Consider the following 15,941-nt stretch of genomic DNA (forward strand, 5'->3'; position numbering starts at 1 on the left):
ATCCTCTGGACCGTCAGAGTAGACTCGTTTGCTTCGGCGGTTTCGATTGCGGTTTTCCTGCGTCGGACGAATTCTCAATGGATGCCAACTTGTCTGACGGCTTGTCAACGACGCATACTTTGGGCACACGGGCACAGGAACTCTTAACGTTTTCTAGCTCGAGGTTGCGGGAAATTCGCACGGGCTCTGATCGCCCGCTGGCAGATTGTGTGGTTTGGGAAGCTTGGTTCGCGGACCGCTTGGCTAGCGTTTTGATGCTTGTCGAGGGCCATGAAGAACGTGTATTTTTGGCCTTGGCGCATTGAGTTCTGTAGAGAATTTCGACGCCACGTGATTCCGATACTCAGCGAGTAGTGCGCCCTGGGTTCGCTTGTGATCGATCGGTTTTGGAATAAATTAAGGTGCTGTCATTGTAACTTCTGATTGTCCGAGGTGCAGCAATAACAGTTAGGGTTCGCCTTAACCGTGGAGTGCAGAATTTTCCTGTGCAAAACCCATGACTGATTAAATTTTTCCATTGCGTTATGAAACTAATGACAATTTTGCATTTTTCGGACAGTTGGGGCGTTCTTCTGCACCAAGAGAATAAAACGTCTACTCGCACCGACGTTTTATGATCGACAGTTGGGCTTTATGGGGTTAAAGCTTTTCTCTCAGCTTGTCGCGAGGGACCGTGCTGCTATTGTCCGTAGCACTTCATTACATCGTTTTTCGTTTCCTCTTCATTTGAGGATGCCATGAAGGAAGTTCAATCATCTTGAAAAGTGGATCTTTCTGTAGACGTAGTGGGAAGATTTTCTCCGTTTTGTCTGCTGTAATCCTGACCGCTTCTTCGCTTGTTGCTACCCCTGCATCAGCTGCAACCGAGAAGAATTCCCAACCTTCATACTCTGCTGCGTTAGAGCCTTGTGTGCAGAAAGCTGTCAAGTCCAAGGCCAAGAAGTGGGTGTGTGAACCTGAAGGCCTGAGCATTAATGTGGATGGCAAGGGTGTACAGGTAAATGAGTTTATTGAGATTCCTACCAAGCAGAGCTATCTAGGGGCGATTGCACAGCCGGCTAAGGGTGGAAGTCACGAGGACACATGGTGTGAAAACGGCGCATCTTGTAAGCGCAAAATCAATGACTACATTTATGAAGTCAAGAGAAATGCTGTTTATGGTAGCGGATCAAAGACTATCGGCCAATATGACTTGGTTGTTCGAACCTACCTCAATGGGCGCCAAGCACAGTGGACTGTGACGCGCGTATGGGATTCTGGGCCTTCACTAAACTTCACTGACTCGAAACTTACATGCTTGGAGAAACGCGGGGCTCTCTCCCCAAATATCTGCGGTACCCACAAGCTTTCTTCCGTGACGATCAATTCTGGAGTTCCTCGCACACAGAAGAAGATCTACGGGAACTATTTGAGAAACAGCAATAACTATTACGGAATATTCCGTACAAAGTTCACTCCTAGGGGCTATTCGCAGTACACGGCGGCAGGATTCGATACCGGCACATTCAACTGCTATGGAAATGCGGATGATAGGTGCTACGTTCCTTAACCATGAAGACTCTGCATATTGACGAAGTTCAAGAAGTTGATGTTGCTCCTGACGGTTGGGAGCTTGCTAGTGAGAATGGTTGGGGATACTTGGCACTTGTGAGTCTGCAAGAGTCAGGGCGATTGTCCAAGATTGTTCGTGTACCGCGAGCTGCTGAGGATGTCGATGCCCGCGACATCGTTGATGATGCTATTTCTTCTTATGTGGAAGACACCGCGGACATCAGGTACGCGGAGAATTTTCTGGAGTGGGAATGGTATTTTCAGAAGCCACATGGTTCCGAGAATTTCTGGGCTGAGTTGAATTCCGAAGTGTATAAACGCGTCAGGAGTAAAGCGCCGCTTCCTGAAGAGAACTACCAGGCGATGCTTCAAGCTGTCAGTTCTTTGTACGCGGAAGGCGTGGAGAACTAGATAGTAGTGGGAGAGGAGCAAGGCCGTCCTTAACGTGAGAAGTGCGGAACTTTTGGGTTCCTCTTTGAGCTGATCCGGTACTTAGACGTCCTGTCGGCGTCGGGAAGCAACCCGGCGCCACAGGGTGTAGCCGATCATCAGCGCCAATAGCGCGTACAGGGTGATGGTGATGCCCGAGCCGAGCAGGATCGACAGCTCGCCGCCGCTGGACATCAGCGCATTGCGCAGGCTGGTTTCGGCCAGCGGGCCAAGCACCACACCGATCATCACCGGCGCCAGCGGGTAGCCATAGCGGCGCATCAAAAACGCGACAAATCCGATCACCAGCACCAGCAGCAGGTCGATCACCGAGGCTCCGGTGGCGTACACGCCCAACCCGCAGAACACCGTGATGCCGGCGAACAGGTGCGGCTTGGGAATCAGCAGCAGCTTGGCCCACAGTGGCGCAAAGGGCAGATTCAACACCAACAGCATCACCAGGCCGACAAAGAGGCTGGCCAGCAGCGCCCAGACCAGATCGGCATTGCGCTCGAAAAGCATCGGGCCCGGCTGCAGGCCATACTGCTGGAAAGCTGCCAGCATGATGGCGGCCGTCGCCGAGGTGGGAAGGCCCAGGGCCAGCAGCGCGCCCATGGCGGTGCCGCTGGTGGCATTGCCTGCGGCTTCCGGGGCGGCGACGCCGCGGATCGCGCCGGTGCCGAACTTCGGGTGGCGGCGTTTGCGGTCCAGCTGGCGTTCGGTGCCGTAGGCCAGGAAGGTCGGCACCTCGGCGCCGCCCACCGGGATCACGCCGAAGGGCACGCCAAAAGCGGTGCCGCGCAGCCACGCGGGAATCGCTTCGCGCACTTCGGAGCGCGAAAGGTAGGGGCGGCCCGACACGGAAATAGCGGTCAGCTTCTCATCGCGGTGGATCCGCGAGGCCACATGCAGCACTTCGCCCAGAGCCAGCACGCCGACGGTGATCACGATGATGCTCACCCCGTCAAAGAGCTGCGGTACATTCGCGGTGAAGCGCGAGGCGCCGGAAATGCCATCGATGCCCACCACGGCCAAGGCCAAGCCGACCAGCAGCGAGGCCAGGCCCTTCAGGGCCGAGTCCGAAACCACCGAAGCGGTGGCGATGAAGGCGAAGACCGCGAGGGCGAAGTATTCGGCCGGCCCGAAAAGCACCGCGACTTCCGCAAGCTTGGGGGCGAAGAACACCACCAGGGTGGTGGCGATCAATCCGCCGATGAAGGCGCCGATCGCGCTGGTGGCCAGCGCCTGCGGAGCCCGGCCGTCCTTGGCCATGCGATGGCCCTCGAAGGTGGTGGCAATGGCGGTGGAGCCGCCGGGGGTATTCATCAAGATCCCCATGGTGGAGTCGCCGAAAAGCCCGCCGAAGTAGACGCCGGCGAACATGATGAACGCGCCGACCGGGTCCAGCGAGAAGGTCATCGGCAGCAGCAAAGCCACGGCCATGGAGGACCCCAGGCCGGGCAGCACGCCCACGGCGGTGCCCAGCAAGGCGCCGATGAAGACCCAGAGCAGGTTCATCGGGGTCAGTGCTTGGCCGAAGCCTTCAAGAAGCAGATTCAGTGATTCCATTAGCCGATCAGTCCTTCCAGGATGCCGCTAGGCAGGTTCAAGCCGAGTGCCGCGCCGAAGGCCAGCTGGATGACCGAGGCGAAAACCAGTGCGATCCCCAGATCCCTGGCCCGGTTCTTGCTGCCCAGGGCAAAGGCCACGGTCCAGAACAGCAGGCTGGCGCTGATCAGCCATCCGGCGGGGACCAAAAGCAGGGCGAAGGCCAGGAATCCGGCGGCGACCAGGGCCACGGTTTTCCAGTCCGAATAGCTGCGGTAGCCCTGCCGATCGGCGGGGACCGGCTCGGGGTTGCGGATCAGCTGCACTGTTAATAGCGCCGCGATCACGAAGATCGCGATGGTGATCAGGATCGGGAAGAATGTGGGCCCCGGTTGCTTGGCCCCGTCGGGCACGTCCATGGTGATGATGCCGACGGCCAGGTAGATCCCCAGCAGCACCAGGATGCCTGGCAGGATCAGACCGCTGCGGCCGGTGGTCTTAGCTTTCATCTTCATCGGCCTTCACGCTCAGCACCGGGATGCTGGACCCGAGGATCACCGCTTGGGCGTCGGAGCCCATGAGCATTTTCCCTACCCGCGAGCGGGAGCGGACGCCGATGACGATCAGCTTCGCGTCCAGCTCGTTGCCTAGGTCGATCAGTTCATCGGCGGCGCGCGGCGAATTGGCGCCAGGCTGCAGGAAGCGGGCCTTGCCCTTCAGCTGCGAGTCGAGTTCCGGGCTTGGCCAGGTTTCGCCGTTGAGGGCGAAGAGCGGGAAGAGGGCCACGTCGGTGTGGACCAGTTCGGCGGCGGCGAGGCCCTGCCGCAGGGCGGCGGCGCCCTCGGCGGTGTGGGTGTATCCGACCAGGATGGTCATGGTTTCTCCAATTTTTCGTGGCTAGTAGCCAAGCTCATTCCAGATGGCGTCGACGCTTTGCCGTTCGGATTCGAGGAATTCCTCGAACTCCGGGCCGGTCAGGAAGGTGTCGGCCCACTGGTTGCGTTCCAGGGCGTCGGCCCATTCGGGGGTTTGGACGGTTTCGGTGACGATCTGCTGGAGCTCTTTGATGTTTTCGTCGCTGAGTCCCGGAGGGGCGACGATGCCGCGCCAGTTGGTCAGCTCGATGTCGTAGCCCAATTCCTTCAGGGTGGGCACCCCGGTGGCAGGGACCGGTTCGGGAGCCGAGACGGCCAGGGCCTTGAGTTTCCCGGCTTCGATCTGGTCGGCGAAGTCCACCCAGCCGGAGACCGAGGCCTTGATGGTTCCGCTGAGCAGGCTGGTGGCCAGCTCGCCGCCGCCGGAGTAGGCGATGTAGTTCACCGCGGTGGGCTTGATGCCGGCTTGCTGGGCGAGCTGGGTGATGATCATCTGGTCGACGCTGCCCAGCGAACCGCCGCCGAAGGCGAAGGCGTTGGGGTCTTTGGCCCAGTCGGCGACCAATTCATCCACCGAGTCATAGGGCGAGTCGGCGGGGACCACCAGGACGTCGTAGTCATCGGTGATCCGAGCGATCGGGGTGACGTCCTGGATGGTGGTTTCCGAGCCGTTGATGTTGATGGCGCCGAGCATCGTAATGCCCATGACCATGAGGCTGGATTTTTCGCCTTCCATGCCGGCGAACTTATTCAGCCCGATGGTGCCTCCGGCACCGGGGATGTTGACGACCTGGGCGTTGTTGACGATGGATTGCGCTCGCATGGCCTGCTGGGCTTCGCGGGCCGCTCCATCCCAGCCGCCGCCGGCGCCTGCCGGAGCGATGAGGGTCAGCTGGGCTCGTGCGTCATCGCCGCTGCCGCTGCTGGCCGCATTAAAGGCCGCCCCGGCGACCACTGCCGCGCCGGCCAGGATAGCCATGGCGCGAAGCGGTTTCCGCAGGCGGGTGCTATCAAGAGTCATTGTGATCCTTTCGCGCCCGATGCCGGGACGCCGTTGGATGTTACAAATTATAAATTATAGTTAACGACCTTAAGTTGTGACCCAAGTCATGTCAAGGTGCGGGTGGCGGGCATGAAAATACCCCCAGTGCCTAAGGCGCTGGGGGTCTTGGGATGGGCTGGGCCTACGGGGCCAGTGCGTCGATGGCCCGGCGGCCGAGGCTGCCTTGGACGTGCTTGGTCATTTCTTCCTCGGCTTTGGCCGCATTGCCGGCGATGACCGCCTTGAGGATGCGCTCATGCTCGGCGGCAACGCGCTTTTTGTCCGCGGCCGAATCCTGCCGGGCGGACAGTCCGACCTGGCGGTAGCGGTCGGCCTTATCCCACAGGGATTCGAGCATGTTGATCAGCAGGTCATTGTGCGAGGCGGTGTAGATCGAGCGATGGAATTCGCGGTGCGCAGCCAGCGCGTCGAGATCGGGGTTTGGTGCCAATGGACGCATCTTTTCGGCCGCGGCCTTCATCCGGCTGATGTCCTCATCGGTGCGGTGGGTTGCGGCCAAGGTTGCAGCCATCGGGTCAAGGCGTTCGCGCACCTGGAAGAGATCGGTGGCTTCCTGGGCGGTCAGTGGCGCGACCTTGGCGTTGCGGTGGGCGTCGATGGTGATCAGCCCTTCGGCTTCCAGCTTGCGCAAAGCCTCGCGCATGGGGGTGAGGCTGACGCCGAGGTCTGCAGCAAGCTGCGACTGCGCCAAGGCTTCGCCCGGTAGCAGTTCCCCGCTCATGATCAGCTCCCTGACGCTTTGATAGGCGTAGGCGTTCTTGGTCAGCGCAGCTTGGCTCACGAGTGGCCTCTTTCGAAGTGCAGGTTTCGGCGGTGCACATTTCATAGAGTGCAACGTCCTTTTTATAAATGTTAGCCGGTAGAGCCTTGGGTCGGGGGAATGCGTGTTGTACGATTTTATAAATTATAAAAACGAGGGGAGAGGCGCATGCCTTCACAAAGCCAACCGCGCATCACGACATTCGAATCCGGCGGCCAGCGCTATTCAGCCACGGATCTTCGGGCAGCCCTGGGCGCGGAATTCAGCCGGCTCCCCGTCGTGCTCAGGCTGCTGGCCGAAAATACCTTGCGCCGCTCCAGCACAGGCGAAGGTGCCAGGACAGTAGCCAACCTCAAGGACTGGCTGCGCGAACATCGCTCCGAAGCCGAACTGGAATACTGGCCGCACCGGATCTTGATGCATGACACCACCAGCACCCCAGCCCTGGTTGATATTGCCGCCATGCGTGACTCGTTGGCCGAAGCCGGTATCGACCCGATCGTGCTCAACCCGCAATTGCAGGTCGAGGTCTCCATCGACCACTCTCTCGCCGTCGAGGACTACGGGCGTGATGATGCAGCACCGCGCAATCTGGCACATGAGTACCGGCGGAACCAGGAACGCTACAAATTTCTGAAGTGGGCGCAGCAATCCATGGAAACGGTTAACGTCAACCCGCCGGGAACAGGGATCATGCACACCCTGAACCTGGAGCAGCTGGCAACTGTGGCGCATCTGGATATCGAGCGCTCGGAAAACCTGGAGCATCCGCTGGTCGTGCCGGACATGATGATCGGCACCGATTCCCACACCCCGATGGTCAACGCCTTGGGTGTTCTGGGCTGGGGTGTTGGCGGGCTCGAAGCCCAGACGGTGATGTTCGGCCTGCCCACCACCCTGCGCATCCCCGACGTCATCGGATTCCGGCTCACCGGGCAATTGCCGGCCGGGGCCACCGCCACCGACCTGGCGCTGAATATCACCCACATCATCCGCGAACGAGGGGCCAGCGGCGAATTTGTCGAGTTCTTCGGCCCCGGCGTGAGCACGCTGAAGGCCGGAGAGCGCGCGGTGGTTGCGAATATGGCCCCGGAATACGGGGCCAGCACCGGCTACTTCCCGGTGGATCAGCAGGTCCTTGACTACCTGGCGCAAACCGGTCGGGCGAGCGAGCAGATCCAACTGGTGCAGGACTACTATCAGGCGGCCGGTCTGTGGTTCGACCCGCAGGGTCAGCCGGAATACACCGATGTGCTGGAGCTGGATCTGGGCCAGGTCCGGCTGAGTGCCGCCGGACCACGCCGTCCGCAGGATCTGATGGAGGTATCGCAAATTCCGCAGGCCTTGGAGGGCGAGGCAGACGGAGTTGAAGATGACGCTGGCGGATTGCCGCGCTTCGCCATCGCGCTGGCCGCGATCACCAGCTGCACCAATACCACCGATCCTAAACTGCTGATCGCCGCCGGACTGGTCGCCCGCAAGGCACGCGAGTATGGGCTGAAGGTTCCGCACTGGGTGAAGACCTCGCTGGCACCGGGGTCGCCGGCAGCCATGAGCTACCTGCGCCGGGCCGGGCTCCTGGAGGACCTGGGCTACGCCGGATTTGATGTGGTGGGCTTCGGCTGCACCACCTGCATCGGCAACTCCGGGCCGCTGAGCGAACCGATCAGCCAAGAGCTGGCGGAAGCCGCGATCAGACCCGTCGCGGTCCTTTCGGGGAACCGGAATTTTACCGGCCGCATCCACCCGGACTTGGATCTGGGCTTCCTGGTTTCGCCACCTTTGGTGGTGGCTTTTGCGCTCGTGGGCCGGGCCGACGTTGACTTGTTGACCTACGAATTCACCCCGGAACAAGCTGGCGGTACGCCGGTGAAGCTTGCCGACCTGCTGCCCACGCGTGAGGAAGTCCAAGCGGCATGGGAGCGGGGGCATGATGCCCAGGACTTCGCGCGCGACTTCAAAATCGCCACCACCAGCCCCCTGTGGTCGAAGCTGGATGCGCCGACCGGCGCCCAATTCCATTGGAACGAAGACTCCAACATCCTGCGCCGCCCGCCTTTTGCCGCTGCTAGTGAAGGCAGCCAACTCGGGACATTTGTTGCGCACCCGCTGCTGGTGCTCGGCGATGATGTCACCACGGACCATATTTCCCCCGCCAGCGCGATCCCGGCCGATTCGCTCGTGGCCGACTACCTCGTCTCGCGCGGAGAGAACCGCGATGACCTCAACGTTTTTGCCTCGCGCCGCGGCAATTTTGAAGTGATGGTGCGCGGTGGATTCCACGCCAAGAACCTGGAGAACAAGCTCGGTGCCAACCTGCCGGTGGTCCATACCGTGCATGCCGGAACCGGAGACGTGATCCCGCTGGCCGAAGCTGCCAACAGGTATCGGGAGCAGGGGCAAAGCACCGTGGTCATCGCGGGAGAACGCTATGGGACCGGCAGCTCGCGCGACTGGGCGGCCAAGGTCCAACGGCTGCTGGGGGTGCGCGCGGTGCTTGCCGGAAGCTTCGAGCGAATCCACCGCTCCAACCTCATTGGCATGGGAGTGGTGCCATTGCTGGTTCCGCAGGAGGTCAAAGCGCAGCTGCAGCAGCTTGCCGCCGATGACTGGATCGGGATCTCGGTCCCGTCTTCCACCTTGGCGGTGCGCGGGGCAGTACCGGTGAAGGTCGAGTTCTCCGGTGGGGGAGTCCTGGAATTCGAGGCCCGGCTGGCCGCTGAAACAGAGCTGGATCTGACGTTGCTGAAAGCAGGTGGAGTCATTCCGCACCTGCTAGCCAAAACCCAGGCTCAATTCCGAGGAGTTGCACGATGAACCATGCCAAGAAGCCCGGGGTGATCGTGGAAATCCGCGGCGACGAGGCTGCCAACGAGATGTTCACCATGGTGCGCGAACGGATTATCAAGCCCCTCGTTGACGTCGACATTCAAAGTTTTGACCTGTCGCTGGCCAATAGGGACGCGACCGCCGATGCGATTACCGTGCAGGCGGCCGCAGCCGTGAAGGAACATCGGGTGGCGGTGAAGTGCTCGACCATCACGCCCACGGCAGCGCAGGTGGCAAGCTTCGGGCTGAGCCAACGCTGGAAATCGCCCAACGCGACCTTGCGCAAGGCATTGGACGGCGTGATCTTCCGGGAGCCGATCGTGCTGGAATCGGTGCCGCGGATCGTGCCGGGCTGGAAGGCCCCGATTGTTGTTGCGCGGCATGCCAACGCCGATCAATACCAGGCAACCGACTTCAAGGTACCTGGCGCGGGAAGCCTTACCCTGAGTTTCACCCCGGCCGATGGTTCAGGGCCAATAGTCCGTGAGGTCACAACCTTCGGAGCCGATGGCGGCGTGGCCCTGGGCATGTACAACAACACCGATTCCATCCGGGCTTTTGCGCGGGCATGTTTCAGGCAGGCCTTGCGTTTGAAGCTTCCCCTGTATTTCTCCACCAAGCACACCGTGCTCAAGGAATACGACGGTGTTTTTGTTGAAGCGTTCCAGGGAATCTACCAGGGGGAATTCGCACAGTTATTTGCCGAGGCGGGGCTCAGCTATGAACATCGATTGATCGATGACATGGTGGCTTTTGCGATCAAGAGCCCTGGCGGATTCATGTGGGCGCTGAAGAACTACGACGGCGATGTCCAAGCGGATATCGTCGCCCAGGGCTTTGGTTCACCTGGTTTGATGGCATCGGTGCTGGCTGGGGAGGACGGTGAAACCTGCTTGTTCGAGGCGGCCCACGGAACCGTGGCCCGCCACTACAAGAGATTGGTCCAGGGCGAAGAGCTGAGGGCAAATCCCGTGGCCACCATTGCCGCCTGGAGCCGCGCCCTCGAGCATCGTGGCACCTTGGACTCCAATGCCGAACTGGTCCAAGCGGCCGAAGCGATCGACGCTGCGGTCAGAGGGACCGTGGCCGATGGCGTGATGACCGCGGACCTGGCTGGCTTGGCCGGCGGCCACCCGGTGGGGACCGCCCAATTCATTGATGCGGTGGCCGGCAAGCTGGGCATGACGGGGGCTGGGCGTTAAAGAACCGCGGTGGCGTTGGCGGGCGACCCGGTGCCGCCGATGAGATTCAGTGGCTTGATGCTCAGCAGGCAGTCCCAGCGATCCAGCTGGCCCATGCGGCGGGCCAGCGGCCCCAACCGCCATAGCTCGCCGAGCGGAAGGCCGAGCTTCGCCAGGAATTCCTGGTGCATCATCCCCCGATCATTCGGCGCTGAGTCAAGGAACGGGGAGTTGGCCACAGGCGGCAGGCACTCCACGGCAAAGTTGTCGGCCGCCAGGATGCTCAGCCCCGAATCCCACGCCCAGTCCAGCAGCTGCTCGGACTGTGCCAATCCGGTGGCTTTCCCGCTATCGCGCTGCCGGGATTTTTCCTCCGGGGATAGCGCCAGGAACCATTCGCTCCAGCCGGTGTGGACCATCAGCGCATCGCCGGGCTCCACCGAGATTCCTTGGTGGTTCATGGCCTCCAGGAGCAAGGAGAACGGGAGCTGCTGCCCGCCTTGATGGTCGAGCTGCTGGCCCAAGCTGGCCACGTATCCGGCAAGGTCAAGCAACAGGCCTCGGGTCACGATGGGTTGATCCGACCAGTACTGGATGCCCAATTCTGCGGTGCCGGCAATGATCTGTTCGTCGGGCACGCCGTTATAAAAGCCCACCTCGTCCGAACGGCGGTGGCGCAGCCCGTCGATCTGCGATGAGCCCTGGAGGTAGAAGTTGTCCAGATAGTCATCGCGGTGGGCCGGATGGTTGCCGAAAATATGGTGCTCCGGGGCGCCACGGGTTTTGGACATTCCCGGCGAGAAGGCGTTGATCGGGTAATCCAGCCCGAACGTTTCCCCCAGCCGCACCGAGGTGGCGGCCTGCACGCGCTTGGCCGCATCGATCTTATCGGGGGCGCCGGCAGAGGGAGAGCTGAACAGGCCCCAAGAAGTGCCGGCAAGCCGGCCCGGCCGCTGCTTGAGCTGCGCGCGAGTGGGGTAGCTTTTCTTCTCGCTCATCGTGCGCTCTTTTCCTGCGCGTATTTCACCGGGGTGGAACCCACATGGAGTAATAGGAAGGCCGCGATCGAGGCGATGGATGCGCAGATGCAAAGGATCATCTTGAATACGGTGTTGGGTCCGGTCAGCAATGTTGCGCTGCCGAAGACGATTCCGGCCAGCTGCAGCAGGACAAAGACGATTCCGCCGCACAGGGCCAGCGCCAGCGAGGCGACGAAGGTTTTTCGAAGTATCAGTCGGTACATGGTGCTTCCTCGTGGGTTAGACCGGCAGGATTCCGGACGCGATCAACACGCCAATGGCCAATAACGGTAGTGCATAGAACAGCAGCATGCGACGGAAGGTGCTGTAGGGGTTGACCCCGGCGATGCCGCAGGCAACATACAACGGCGCACCACCTGGCGGAACTGCTGCTTCGCAGGAGGAGAAGACAAGCACTGCTACTGCCGCGGTCGGCGCCGGGACTCCCGCGGCGACCAGTGCGGCCACTCCCACGGTACCCACGGCCGCCATGGTCGCGGTCGAGGAGAGCGGAGCTGCTACGGCAATGACGATCAGCCCGATGACCAGGGCCAGCAGCCACACCGGCAGCGATAGCTGGTTCAACACGGCGGTCAGTTGCTCGGGCAATCCGGTGCTGGCCAGCGCATTGGCGCCGGCGAAGGCGAATAGCACGGTCACCCCGACGATGCCGAAGCGGGGGATGGAATCTTCGAGCATGGCGGACCAGGCCTTGAGGGTGCGCGGCAGCTGGCGGTATCCCAGCAGCAGGCCCATCAGGATCAGCGCGATAGGGATCCAGAAGATCGGGCTGATCGCCTTGGCCACGTTGGTTTGGGTGTAGCTGCTTAATGCCTCGGCGATGGCGCCGCTGGTGATGATCATCGGGATGGCGACGCCGACAAAGAGCAGCAGGGTGCTCCATCCTTGCCTGAAGGCCACCGATAGCGCTTGGCGTTGCTCCTTGGCAGTGGCTTGCGCGCCACTGCGGCGAACCAGCAGGTAGGTCACGACCAGCCGGTGGGCCACGCACCATAGGCCGCCGAAAATCAAGGGGATCAATAGTTCATTGGCCGAGAGCAGAGGGCCCACGGTGGAGGAGCCGACCAGGACAAACATGGATGCGCTGAACGGGAAGGTGATGCCCATGCCCGCGTTGCCAGCCACGATGGTGGCCGCGGTCGGCCGGTCGATCTTCGAGCGTTCCATCCACGGGATCGTAATGGAGCCTACCGTCGCGGCGATGGCAGCCTGGTTGTGCACGATGCTGCCCAGCCCGGCGGAGGACACCGTGGAGACATAGGCCGCGCCGCCCTTGCTGCCGCCGATCAGCGAATCCAGCAGATTGATCATCCGCTCCATGACGCCGGCTCGTTCCAGCAGATAGCCCATGAAAACGAAGATCACCGTCGCATAAACGATTTCATCGGTGAGCGCCTCGTACAGCGCACCCCATCCTGCTGAGAGCATCTGGCTGCCGTTGAACGCTGCCGCCACGATGAAGCCGAGGATCATCGCTTCGCCGACATTGCGGCGCATCAGCACCGACCAAATGATGATGACCGCGAGGTAGGCGCCCAGCGCCCAGATGCCAATCATGCTGTTTCCTTCCAAAGCTTGCCAGCGTCGCTGCTAGCCAGCTGTCATCCTATTATCGATAGCCATGCGCTCCATGGCGCTGGCTGAGGCGTCGGCCATTTCGTGCGGGACGCCCAGGTCTTCCAGATATCCGCCGGTGGAACGCATTTCCGCCGCACGGCGTACTGCATGCTTGGCGGTGCCCGTCAGGAAGCGATCGATGGTTGCCTGCCCGTCGCCGGCCAGCGTCTTGGAGATTTCTTCGCGGATCCATGGTTCCAGCCCGGCGGCAGCACCGGCGCGCACCGCTTCAATCACCACAGAGGCCAGGCCCTTGGTGAAGACGCTGCGCAGCAGCTTATGGGCCATGGCGCTGCCCGGCCCGCCATCAACGATCTGGACCGATGCCCCTACGGAGTGGAGCAGAGCGGCAAAGTCCTGCGCTCCGCGGCCGCTGGCCATCAAGGGGGTCTTCGCTCCCTGGGCAATGACGGGGCCGAGGATGGCTACATCGATGAAGTTGGCTTCGCCCGCGGTGGAGCCGAGTTCTTCCATGGTCTTGGGGGATGAGCTGGTCAGGTCGGCGTAGCCGGCACCTGGCTTCATCACCGGCAGGCATTCTTCGGCTACCTTGGGCGCAGCGCCGGCGCCGGTGAGGACCAGGACCATGTCGGCTTCCCTGGCTGCTTCCGCCGCCGATTGGGCCAGCACGGCCCCTGGCGGGGCGGTGGTGATGAACGGGTCGTAGCCGATGATTTCGTGTCCTGCGTCGAGCAGCGCGGCGGCATAGATCTGTCCGACTTCACCGAGTCCGATAAGTGCACATTTCATAGTGTGGGGCCTTTGATTGTCAGGAGTGGGAGAGTTTGCGGCTGGCGAGAATGGCGGTGCGGCGCTGGGACTCATCGAGATTCACGGCTTCAGCGGCGGTGGCGATGTCTTCGGCGCGCTCTGCCGGAATGATGACCAGGCCATCGGAATCGCCGATGACAATGTCGCCTGGCGAGACGGCAACCCCGCCGAAAGCGATCGTTCCGTTCACTTCGAAGGGGCCATTCTTGTAGGGGCCGGCGGGGCTGGTGGCTCGGGCGAAGACCGGAAGATTGATTTCGCCGAGATCCACGGCATCACGGACCGCTCCGTCGACAGCGAATCCGGCCACGCCCTTGGAAATCGCGCGCTCGCCGATGAGCTCTCCAAGCAGCGCTCGATCGGTGTAGCCGCCGCCGTTGACGACGATGACTTCTCCGGGCTGAACATGTTTGAGCGCTTCGTGGATTCCGGCGTTGTCACCCGGAGCCACCCAAACGGTGTAGGCAGGTCCGGAAATCTTGGCGCCTTCCCAGACTGCCTGGATTTGCGCTGAAGCAATGCCTAGGCGCTGCATGGCGTCGCCGATGTTGGCGGCGGGAAGCGCAGCGAGTCGATCGATAACGGATTGCGCGACGAGAAGAGGCTGCGTCGATTGATTCATGGGGCACCTATCCCAAATGCTGGGGCGAGCGTGAAACTTTTGAATAAATTTCATTAGACGTTCTATAGTTTCACACTACGCAATTAATTGATGATGTACGGAATCATGACATGGGCTGCGTCACAGTGTCAAGGCGCAGGAAGGCATATTTCCCGCCCAACGCGGAGGGCGCTGGAAATTCAGGGCGCGCAAAAACAGGCGCGTGTATCACGCGCCTGTTTAGGTGGTGGCGGCCTTTAGTAGACGCTGCTCGCCAGGAGATCCGAGAGTCTGCGGGCAGCTTGGAGGAGCTCCGGGGCGCGGGCCTCAAGGGTTTCGCGGGTGACCGTGTGGATCGGGCCGGTCAGCGAGAGGGCTTCGGTGGGCGGACCTTGCCGCGAAGGGATGGCGGCGGCGATCGAGATGATGCCAAGCGCGCGCTCGTCTTCGGAGATGGCATAGCTGGCGTCCGCCATCGGGGCGCGGGCCTTGATGGCCTTGAGGTCGAAGTCCTCGTTTTCGTAATGCAGGTGCCGGGAGGTTTCGGCAATCTGCGTGAGCTCATCGTCGTCGGCACCGAGCAGGAAGATGCGTCCGGCTGCGCCGGCGGTAAGCGGCAGGCGCCTGCCCTGGGGCAGGTTGTAGCCCAGCGAGCTTTCGCCCACGACGCGTTCGACCAGGACTCGCTCGCTGCCCAGTCGGGTATAAAGCGAAGCCGTTAGCTTCGTGGCCTGGGACAGCTGCTGGAGGATCGGCTGGGCGACCCGGGGCAGCGGGTCGTTTTCGAGGAAGACGCGGGCCGCGGGAAGAACCGCTGGACCCAGGCGGTAGCTCTTGTCGGTCTGGCTGACGAGGCCGGCTTCCTGGAGCACCCGCAGGATGCGCAGGGTCGTAGGCGAGCTCATGCCCATGTCGGCGGCGATAGTGCTGAGGCGACGCGGATGCTCGTAGCGCTGGATCTGCTCGAATACGGCTATCGCTCGGGTCAACGACCGCATGCCGTTGGGTGCTTCGGACTTCTCTTTTTCTGCCGCCATGATTTCATTCTATGCAATTAATTTGTAATTTGATGCACTTGCTTGACGACCTCTTGTGCCCCATGTCACTATTTCATGGAACGCTAGATAATTTTACTGTATGAAATTTACGAACAAACTATGCAATTGGAGGAAGCTGTGTCGAACGATGCAACGGGGAGGCGGGTTCCAGCTGGACGATGGCCGATCCTCATCGGCCAGGCTGTCATCGCACTCGTAGGCTTGTACGCGCTGCTGGGTTCATTAAGCCTTGGACTCTGGAGCAGCCTCGGTCCGGGTGCCGGCTTCTTTCCAGCAGTTCTTGGCATTTTCCTGATGGTTCTCGTCGTGCTCTGGTTTGTGCAGGAACGCGCCAAGCCAACCGAAGATGCAGGCGCAGAAGCCTTTGACAGTGCCCAGATATGGGCCGTTGTCCTCAGCCTGGTGATTCTGGCGGCCGCTTTGCCATTCCTCGGCTTCCAGCTCAGCGTCTTCATCTTCCTCATGTACCACCTCAGCTTCCGGGCGCGGATCGGATGGGTGAAGGCCGTCATCATTTCTCTTTGCGGGAGCGTCGGGGTCTTTTACCTGTTTACGGCCGTCCTGCACGTCTCTCTGCCGGTGGCAACGGTGCCGCCGTTGAGCATGATTGGACTTTGA

The 15,941-nt window shown here is 61.3% G+C and carries 16 protein-coding genes; 5 read left to right on the forward strand and 11 right to left on the reverse strand.

Annotation, left to right across the window (positions count from 1 at the left end; translation table 11 throughout):
* The first annotated feature begins 805 nt into the window (after positions 1-805).
* Both D3791_RS09095 and D3791_RS09100 read left to right on the forward strand, forming a co-directional pair.
* Positions 806-1,549 carry a hypothetical protein gene (locus D3791_RS09095; RefSeq protein ID WP_172511962.1) on the forward strand — a complete coding sequence of 248 codons (744 nt, stop codon included), beginning with the start codon at positions 806-808 and terminating at the stop codon, positions 1,547-1,549.
* A 2-nt stretch (positions 1,550-1,551) separates the two neighbouring features.
* Entirely contained in the window at positions 1,552-1,962 is a 411-nt protein-coding gene (locus D3791_RS09100; protein WP_172511963.1) for a hypothetical protein, read from the forward strand.
* 81 nt (positions 1,963-2,043) lie between these two features.
* On the opposite strand, the gene D3791_RS09105 is transcribed toward D3791_RS09100, so the two are convergent.
* From D3791_RS09105 to D3791_RS09125, 5 genes are all read right to left on the reverse strand, one after another.
* Entirely contained in the window at positions 2,044-3,549 is a 1,506-nt protein-coding gene (locus tag D3791_RS09105; protein WP_172511964.1) for a tripartite tricarboxylate transporter permease, read from the reverse strand.
* Positions 3,549-4,037 (reverse strand): tripartite tricarboxylate transporter TctB family protein, encoded by a 489-nt coding sequence (locus D3791_RS09110; protein WP_216847340.1) that lies wholly within the window; start codon positions 4,035-4,037, stop codon positions 3,549-3,551. The genes D3791_RS09105 and D3791_RS09110 overlap by 1 nt, the downstream gene beginning before the upstream one ends.
* On the reverse strand, positions 4,027-4,404 hold the full coding sequence (locus D3791_RS09115; protein WP_172511966.1) for a universal stress protein: 378 nt from the start codon (positions 4,402-4,404) through the stop codon (positions 4,027-4,029). Before D3791_RS09115 ends, D3791_RS09110 begins: the two co-directional genes overlap by 11 nt.
* Before the next feature lie 21 nt (positions 4,405-4,425).
* The gene (locus D3791_RS09120) at positions 4,426-5,424 is read right to left on the reverse strand and encodes a tripartite tricarboxylate transporter substrate binding protein (RefSeq protein ID WP_172511967.1); all 999 of its coding nucleotides are present in this window, start codon (positions 5,422-5,424) and stop codon (positions 4,426-4,428) included.
* Between the two features lie 163 nt (positions 5,425-5,587).
* Positions 5,588-6,247: a GntR family transcriptional regulator gene (locus tag D3791_RS09125; protein WP_246241969.1), complete on the reverse strand. Its 660-nt coding sequence runs from the start codon at positions 6,245-6,247 to the stop codon at positions 5,588-5,590.
* A 147-nt stretch (positions 6,248-6,394) separates the two neighbouring features.
* On the opposite strand from D3791_RS09125, the gene acnA reads away from it, so the two are divergent.
* Complete coding sequence (acnA, locus tag D3791_RS09130; RefSeq protein ID WP_172511969.1) at positions 6,395-9,043, forward strand: aconitate hydratase AcnA; 2,649 nt, start codon at positions 6,395-6,397, stop codon at positions 9,041-9,043.
* Positions 9,040-10,257 carry an NADP-dependent isocitrate dehydrogenase gene (locus D3791_RS09135; RefSeq protein ID WP_172511970.1) on the forward strand — a complete coding sequence of 406 codons (1,218 nt, stop codon included), beginning with the start codon at positions 9,040-9,042 and terminating at the stop codon, positions 10,255-10,257. The genes acnA and D3791_RS09135 overlap by 4 nt, the downstream gene beginning before the upstream one ends.
* On the opposite strand, the gene D3791_RS09140 is transcribed toward D3791_RS09135, so the two are convergent.
* The 6 genes from D3791_RS09140 to D3791_RS09165 form a co-directional block, all read right to left on the reverse strand.
* Positions 10,254-11,234 (reverse strand): cyclase family protein, encoded by a 981-nt coding sequence (locus D3791_RS09140; protein WP_172511971.1) that lies wholly within the window; start codon positions 11,232-11,234, stop codon positions 10,254-10,256. The two genes, D3791_RS09135 and D3791_RS09140, sit on opposite strands and share 4 nt — an antisense overlap.
* Entirely contained in the window at positions 11,231-11,479 is a 249-nt protein-coding gene (locus D3791_RS09145) for a hypothetical protein (protein WP_172511972.1), read from the reverse strand. The genes D3791_RS09140 and D3791_RS09145 overlap by 4 nt, the downstream gene beginning before the upstream one ends.
* A gap of 16 nt (positions 11,480-11,495) precedes the next feature.
* Positions 11,496-12,833, reverse strand: coding sequence for a TRAP transporter large permease subunit (locus D3791_RS09150; RefSeq protein WP_172511973.1), 1,338 nt, complete (start codon positions 12,831-12,833; stop codon positions 11,496-11,498).
* Between the two features lie 33 nt (positions 12,834-12,866).
* A complete protein-coding gene (locus tag D3791_RS09155; protein WP_172511974.1) occupies positions 12,867-13,643 on the reverse strand; it encodes an NAD(P)-dependent oxidoreductase in 777 nt (258 codons plus the stop codon).
* Between the two features lie 19 nt (positions 13,644-13,662).
* Positions 13,663-14,286 carry an RraA family protein gene (locus tag D3791_RS09160; protein WP_172511975.1) on the reverse strand — a complete coding sequence of 208 codons (624 nt, stop codon included), beginning with the start codon at positions 14,284-14,286 and terminating at the stop codon, positions 13,663-13,665.
* 236 nt (positions 14,287-14,522) lie between these two features.
* Positions 14,523-15,302: an IclR family transcriptional regulator gene (locus tag D3791_RS09165; RefSeq protein ID WP_246241972.1), complete on the reverse strand. Its 780-nt coding sequence runs from the start codon at positions 15,300-15,302 to the stop codon at positions 14,523-14,525.
* Positions 15,303-15,440: 138 nt separating this feature from the next.
* On the opposite strand from D3791_RS09165, the gene D3791_RS09170 reads away from it, so the two are divergent.
* The gene (locus D3791_RS09170; RefSeq protein WP_246241975.1) at positions 15,441-15,941 is read left to right on the forward strand and encodes a tripartite tricarboxylate transporter TctB family protein; all 501 of its coding nucleotides are present in this window, start codon (positions 15,441-15,443) and stop codon (positions 15,939-15,941) included.

Source organism: Glutamicibacter mishrai, from assembly GCF_012221945.1.
GTDB lineage: Bacteria > Actinomycetota > Actinomycetes > Actinomycetales > Micrococcaceae > Glutamicibacter > Glutamicibacter mishrai.

Excerpts from the sequence above, each read along its gene's own strand:
- D3791_RS09100 (WP_172511963.1), top strand. The coding sequence starts at position 1,552 with ATGAAGACTCTGCATATTGACGAAGTTCAAGAAGTTGATGTTGCTCCT.
- D3791_RS09105 (WP_172511964.1), bottom strand. The coding sequence starts at position 3,549 with ATGGAATCACTGAATCTGCTTCTTGAAGGCTTCGGCCAAGCACTGACC.
- D3791_RS09110 (WP_216847340.1), bottom strand. The coding sequence starts at position 4,037 with ATGAAAGCTAAGACCACCGGCCGCAGCGGTCTGATCCTGCCAGGCATC.
- D3791_RS09115 (WP_172511966.1), bottom strand. The coding sequence starts at position 4,404 with ATGACCATCCTGGTCGGATACACCCACACCGCCGAGGGCGCCGCCGCC.
- D3791_RS09120 (WP_172511967.1), bottom strand. The coding sequence starts at position 5,424 with ATGACTCTTGATAGCACCCGCCTGCGGAAACCGCTTCGCGCCATGGCT.
- acnA (WP_172511969.1), top strand. The coding sequence starts at position 6,395 with ATGCCTTCACAAAGCCAACCGCGCATCACGACATTCGAATCCGGCGGC.
- D3791_RS09135 (WP_172511970.1), top strand. The coding sequence starts at position 9,040 with ATGAACCATGCCAAGAAGCCCGGGGTGATCGTGGAAATCCGCGGCGAC.
- D3791_RS09140 (WP_172511971.1), bottom strand. The coding sequence starts at position 11,234 with ATGAGCGAGAAGAAAAGCTACCCCACTCGCGCGCAGCTCAAGCAGCGG.
- D3791_RS09145 (WP_172511972.1), bottom strand. The coding sequence starts at position 11,479 with ATGTACCGACTGATACTTCGAAAAACCTTCGTCGCCTCGCTGGCGCTG.
- D3791_RS09150 (WP_172511973.1), bottom strand. The coding sequence starts at position 12,833 with ATGATTGGCATCTGGGCGCTGGGCGCCTACCTCGCGGTCATCATCATT.
- D3791_RS09155 (WP_172511974.1), bottom strand. The coding sequence starts at position 13,643 with ATGAAATGTGCACTTATCGGACTCGGTGAAGTCGGACAGATCTATGCC.
- D3791_RS09160 (WP_172511975.1), bottom strand. The coding sequence starts at position 14,286 with ATGAATCAATCGACGCAGCCTCTTCTCGTCGCGCAATCCGTTATCGAT.
- D3791_RS09165 (WP_246241972.1), bottom strand. The coding sequence starts at position 15,302 with ATGGCGGCAGAAAAAGAGAAGTCCGAAGCACCCAACGGCATGCGGTCG.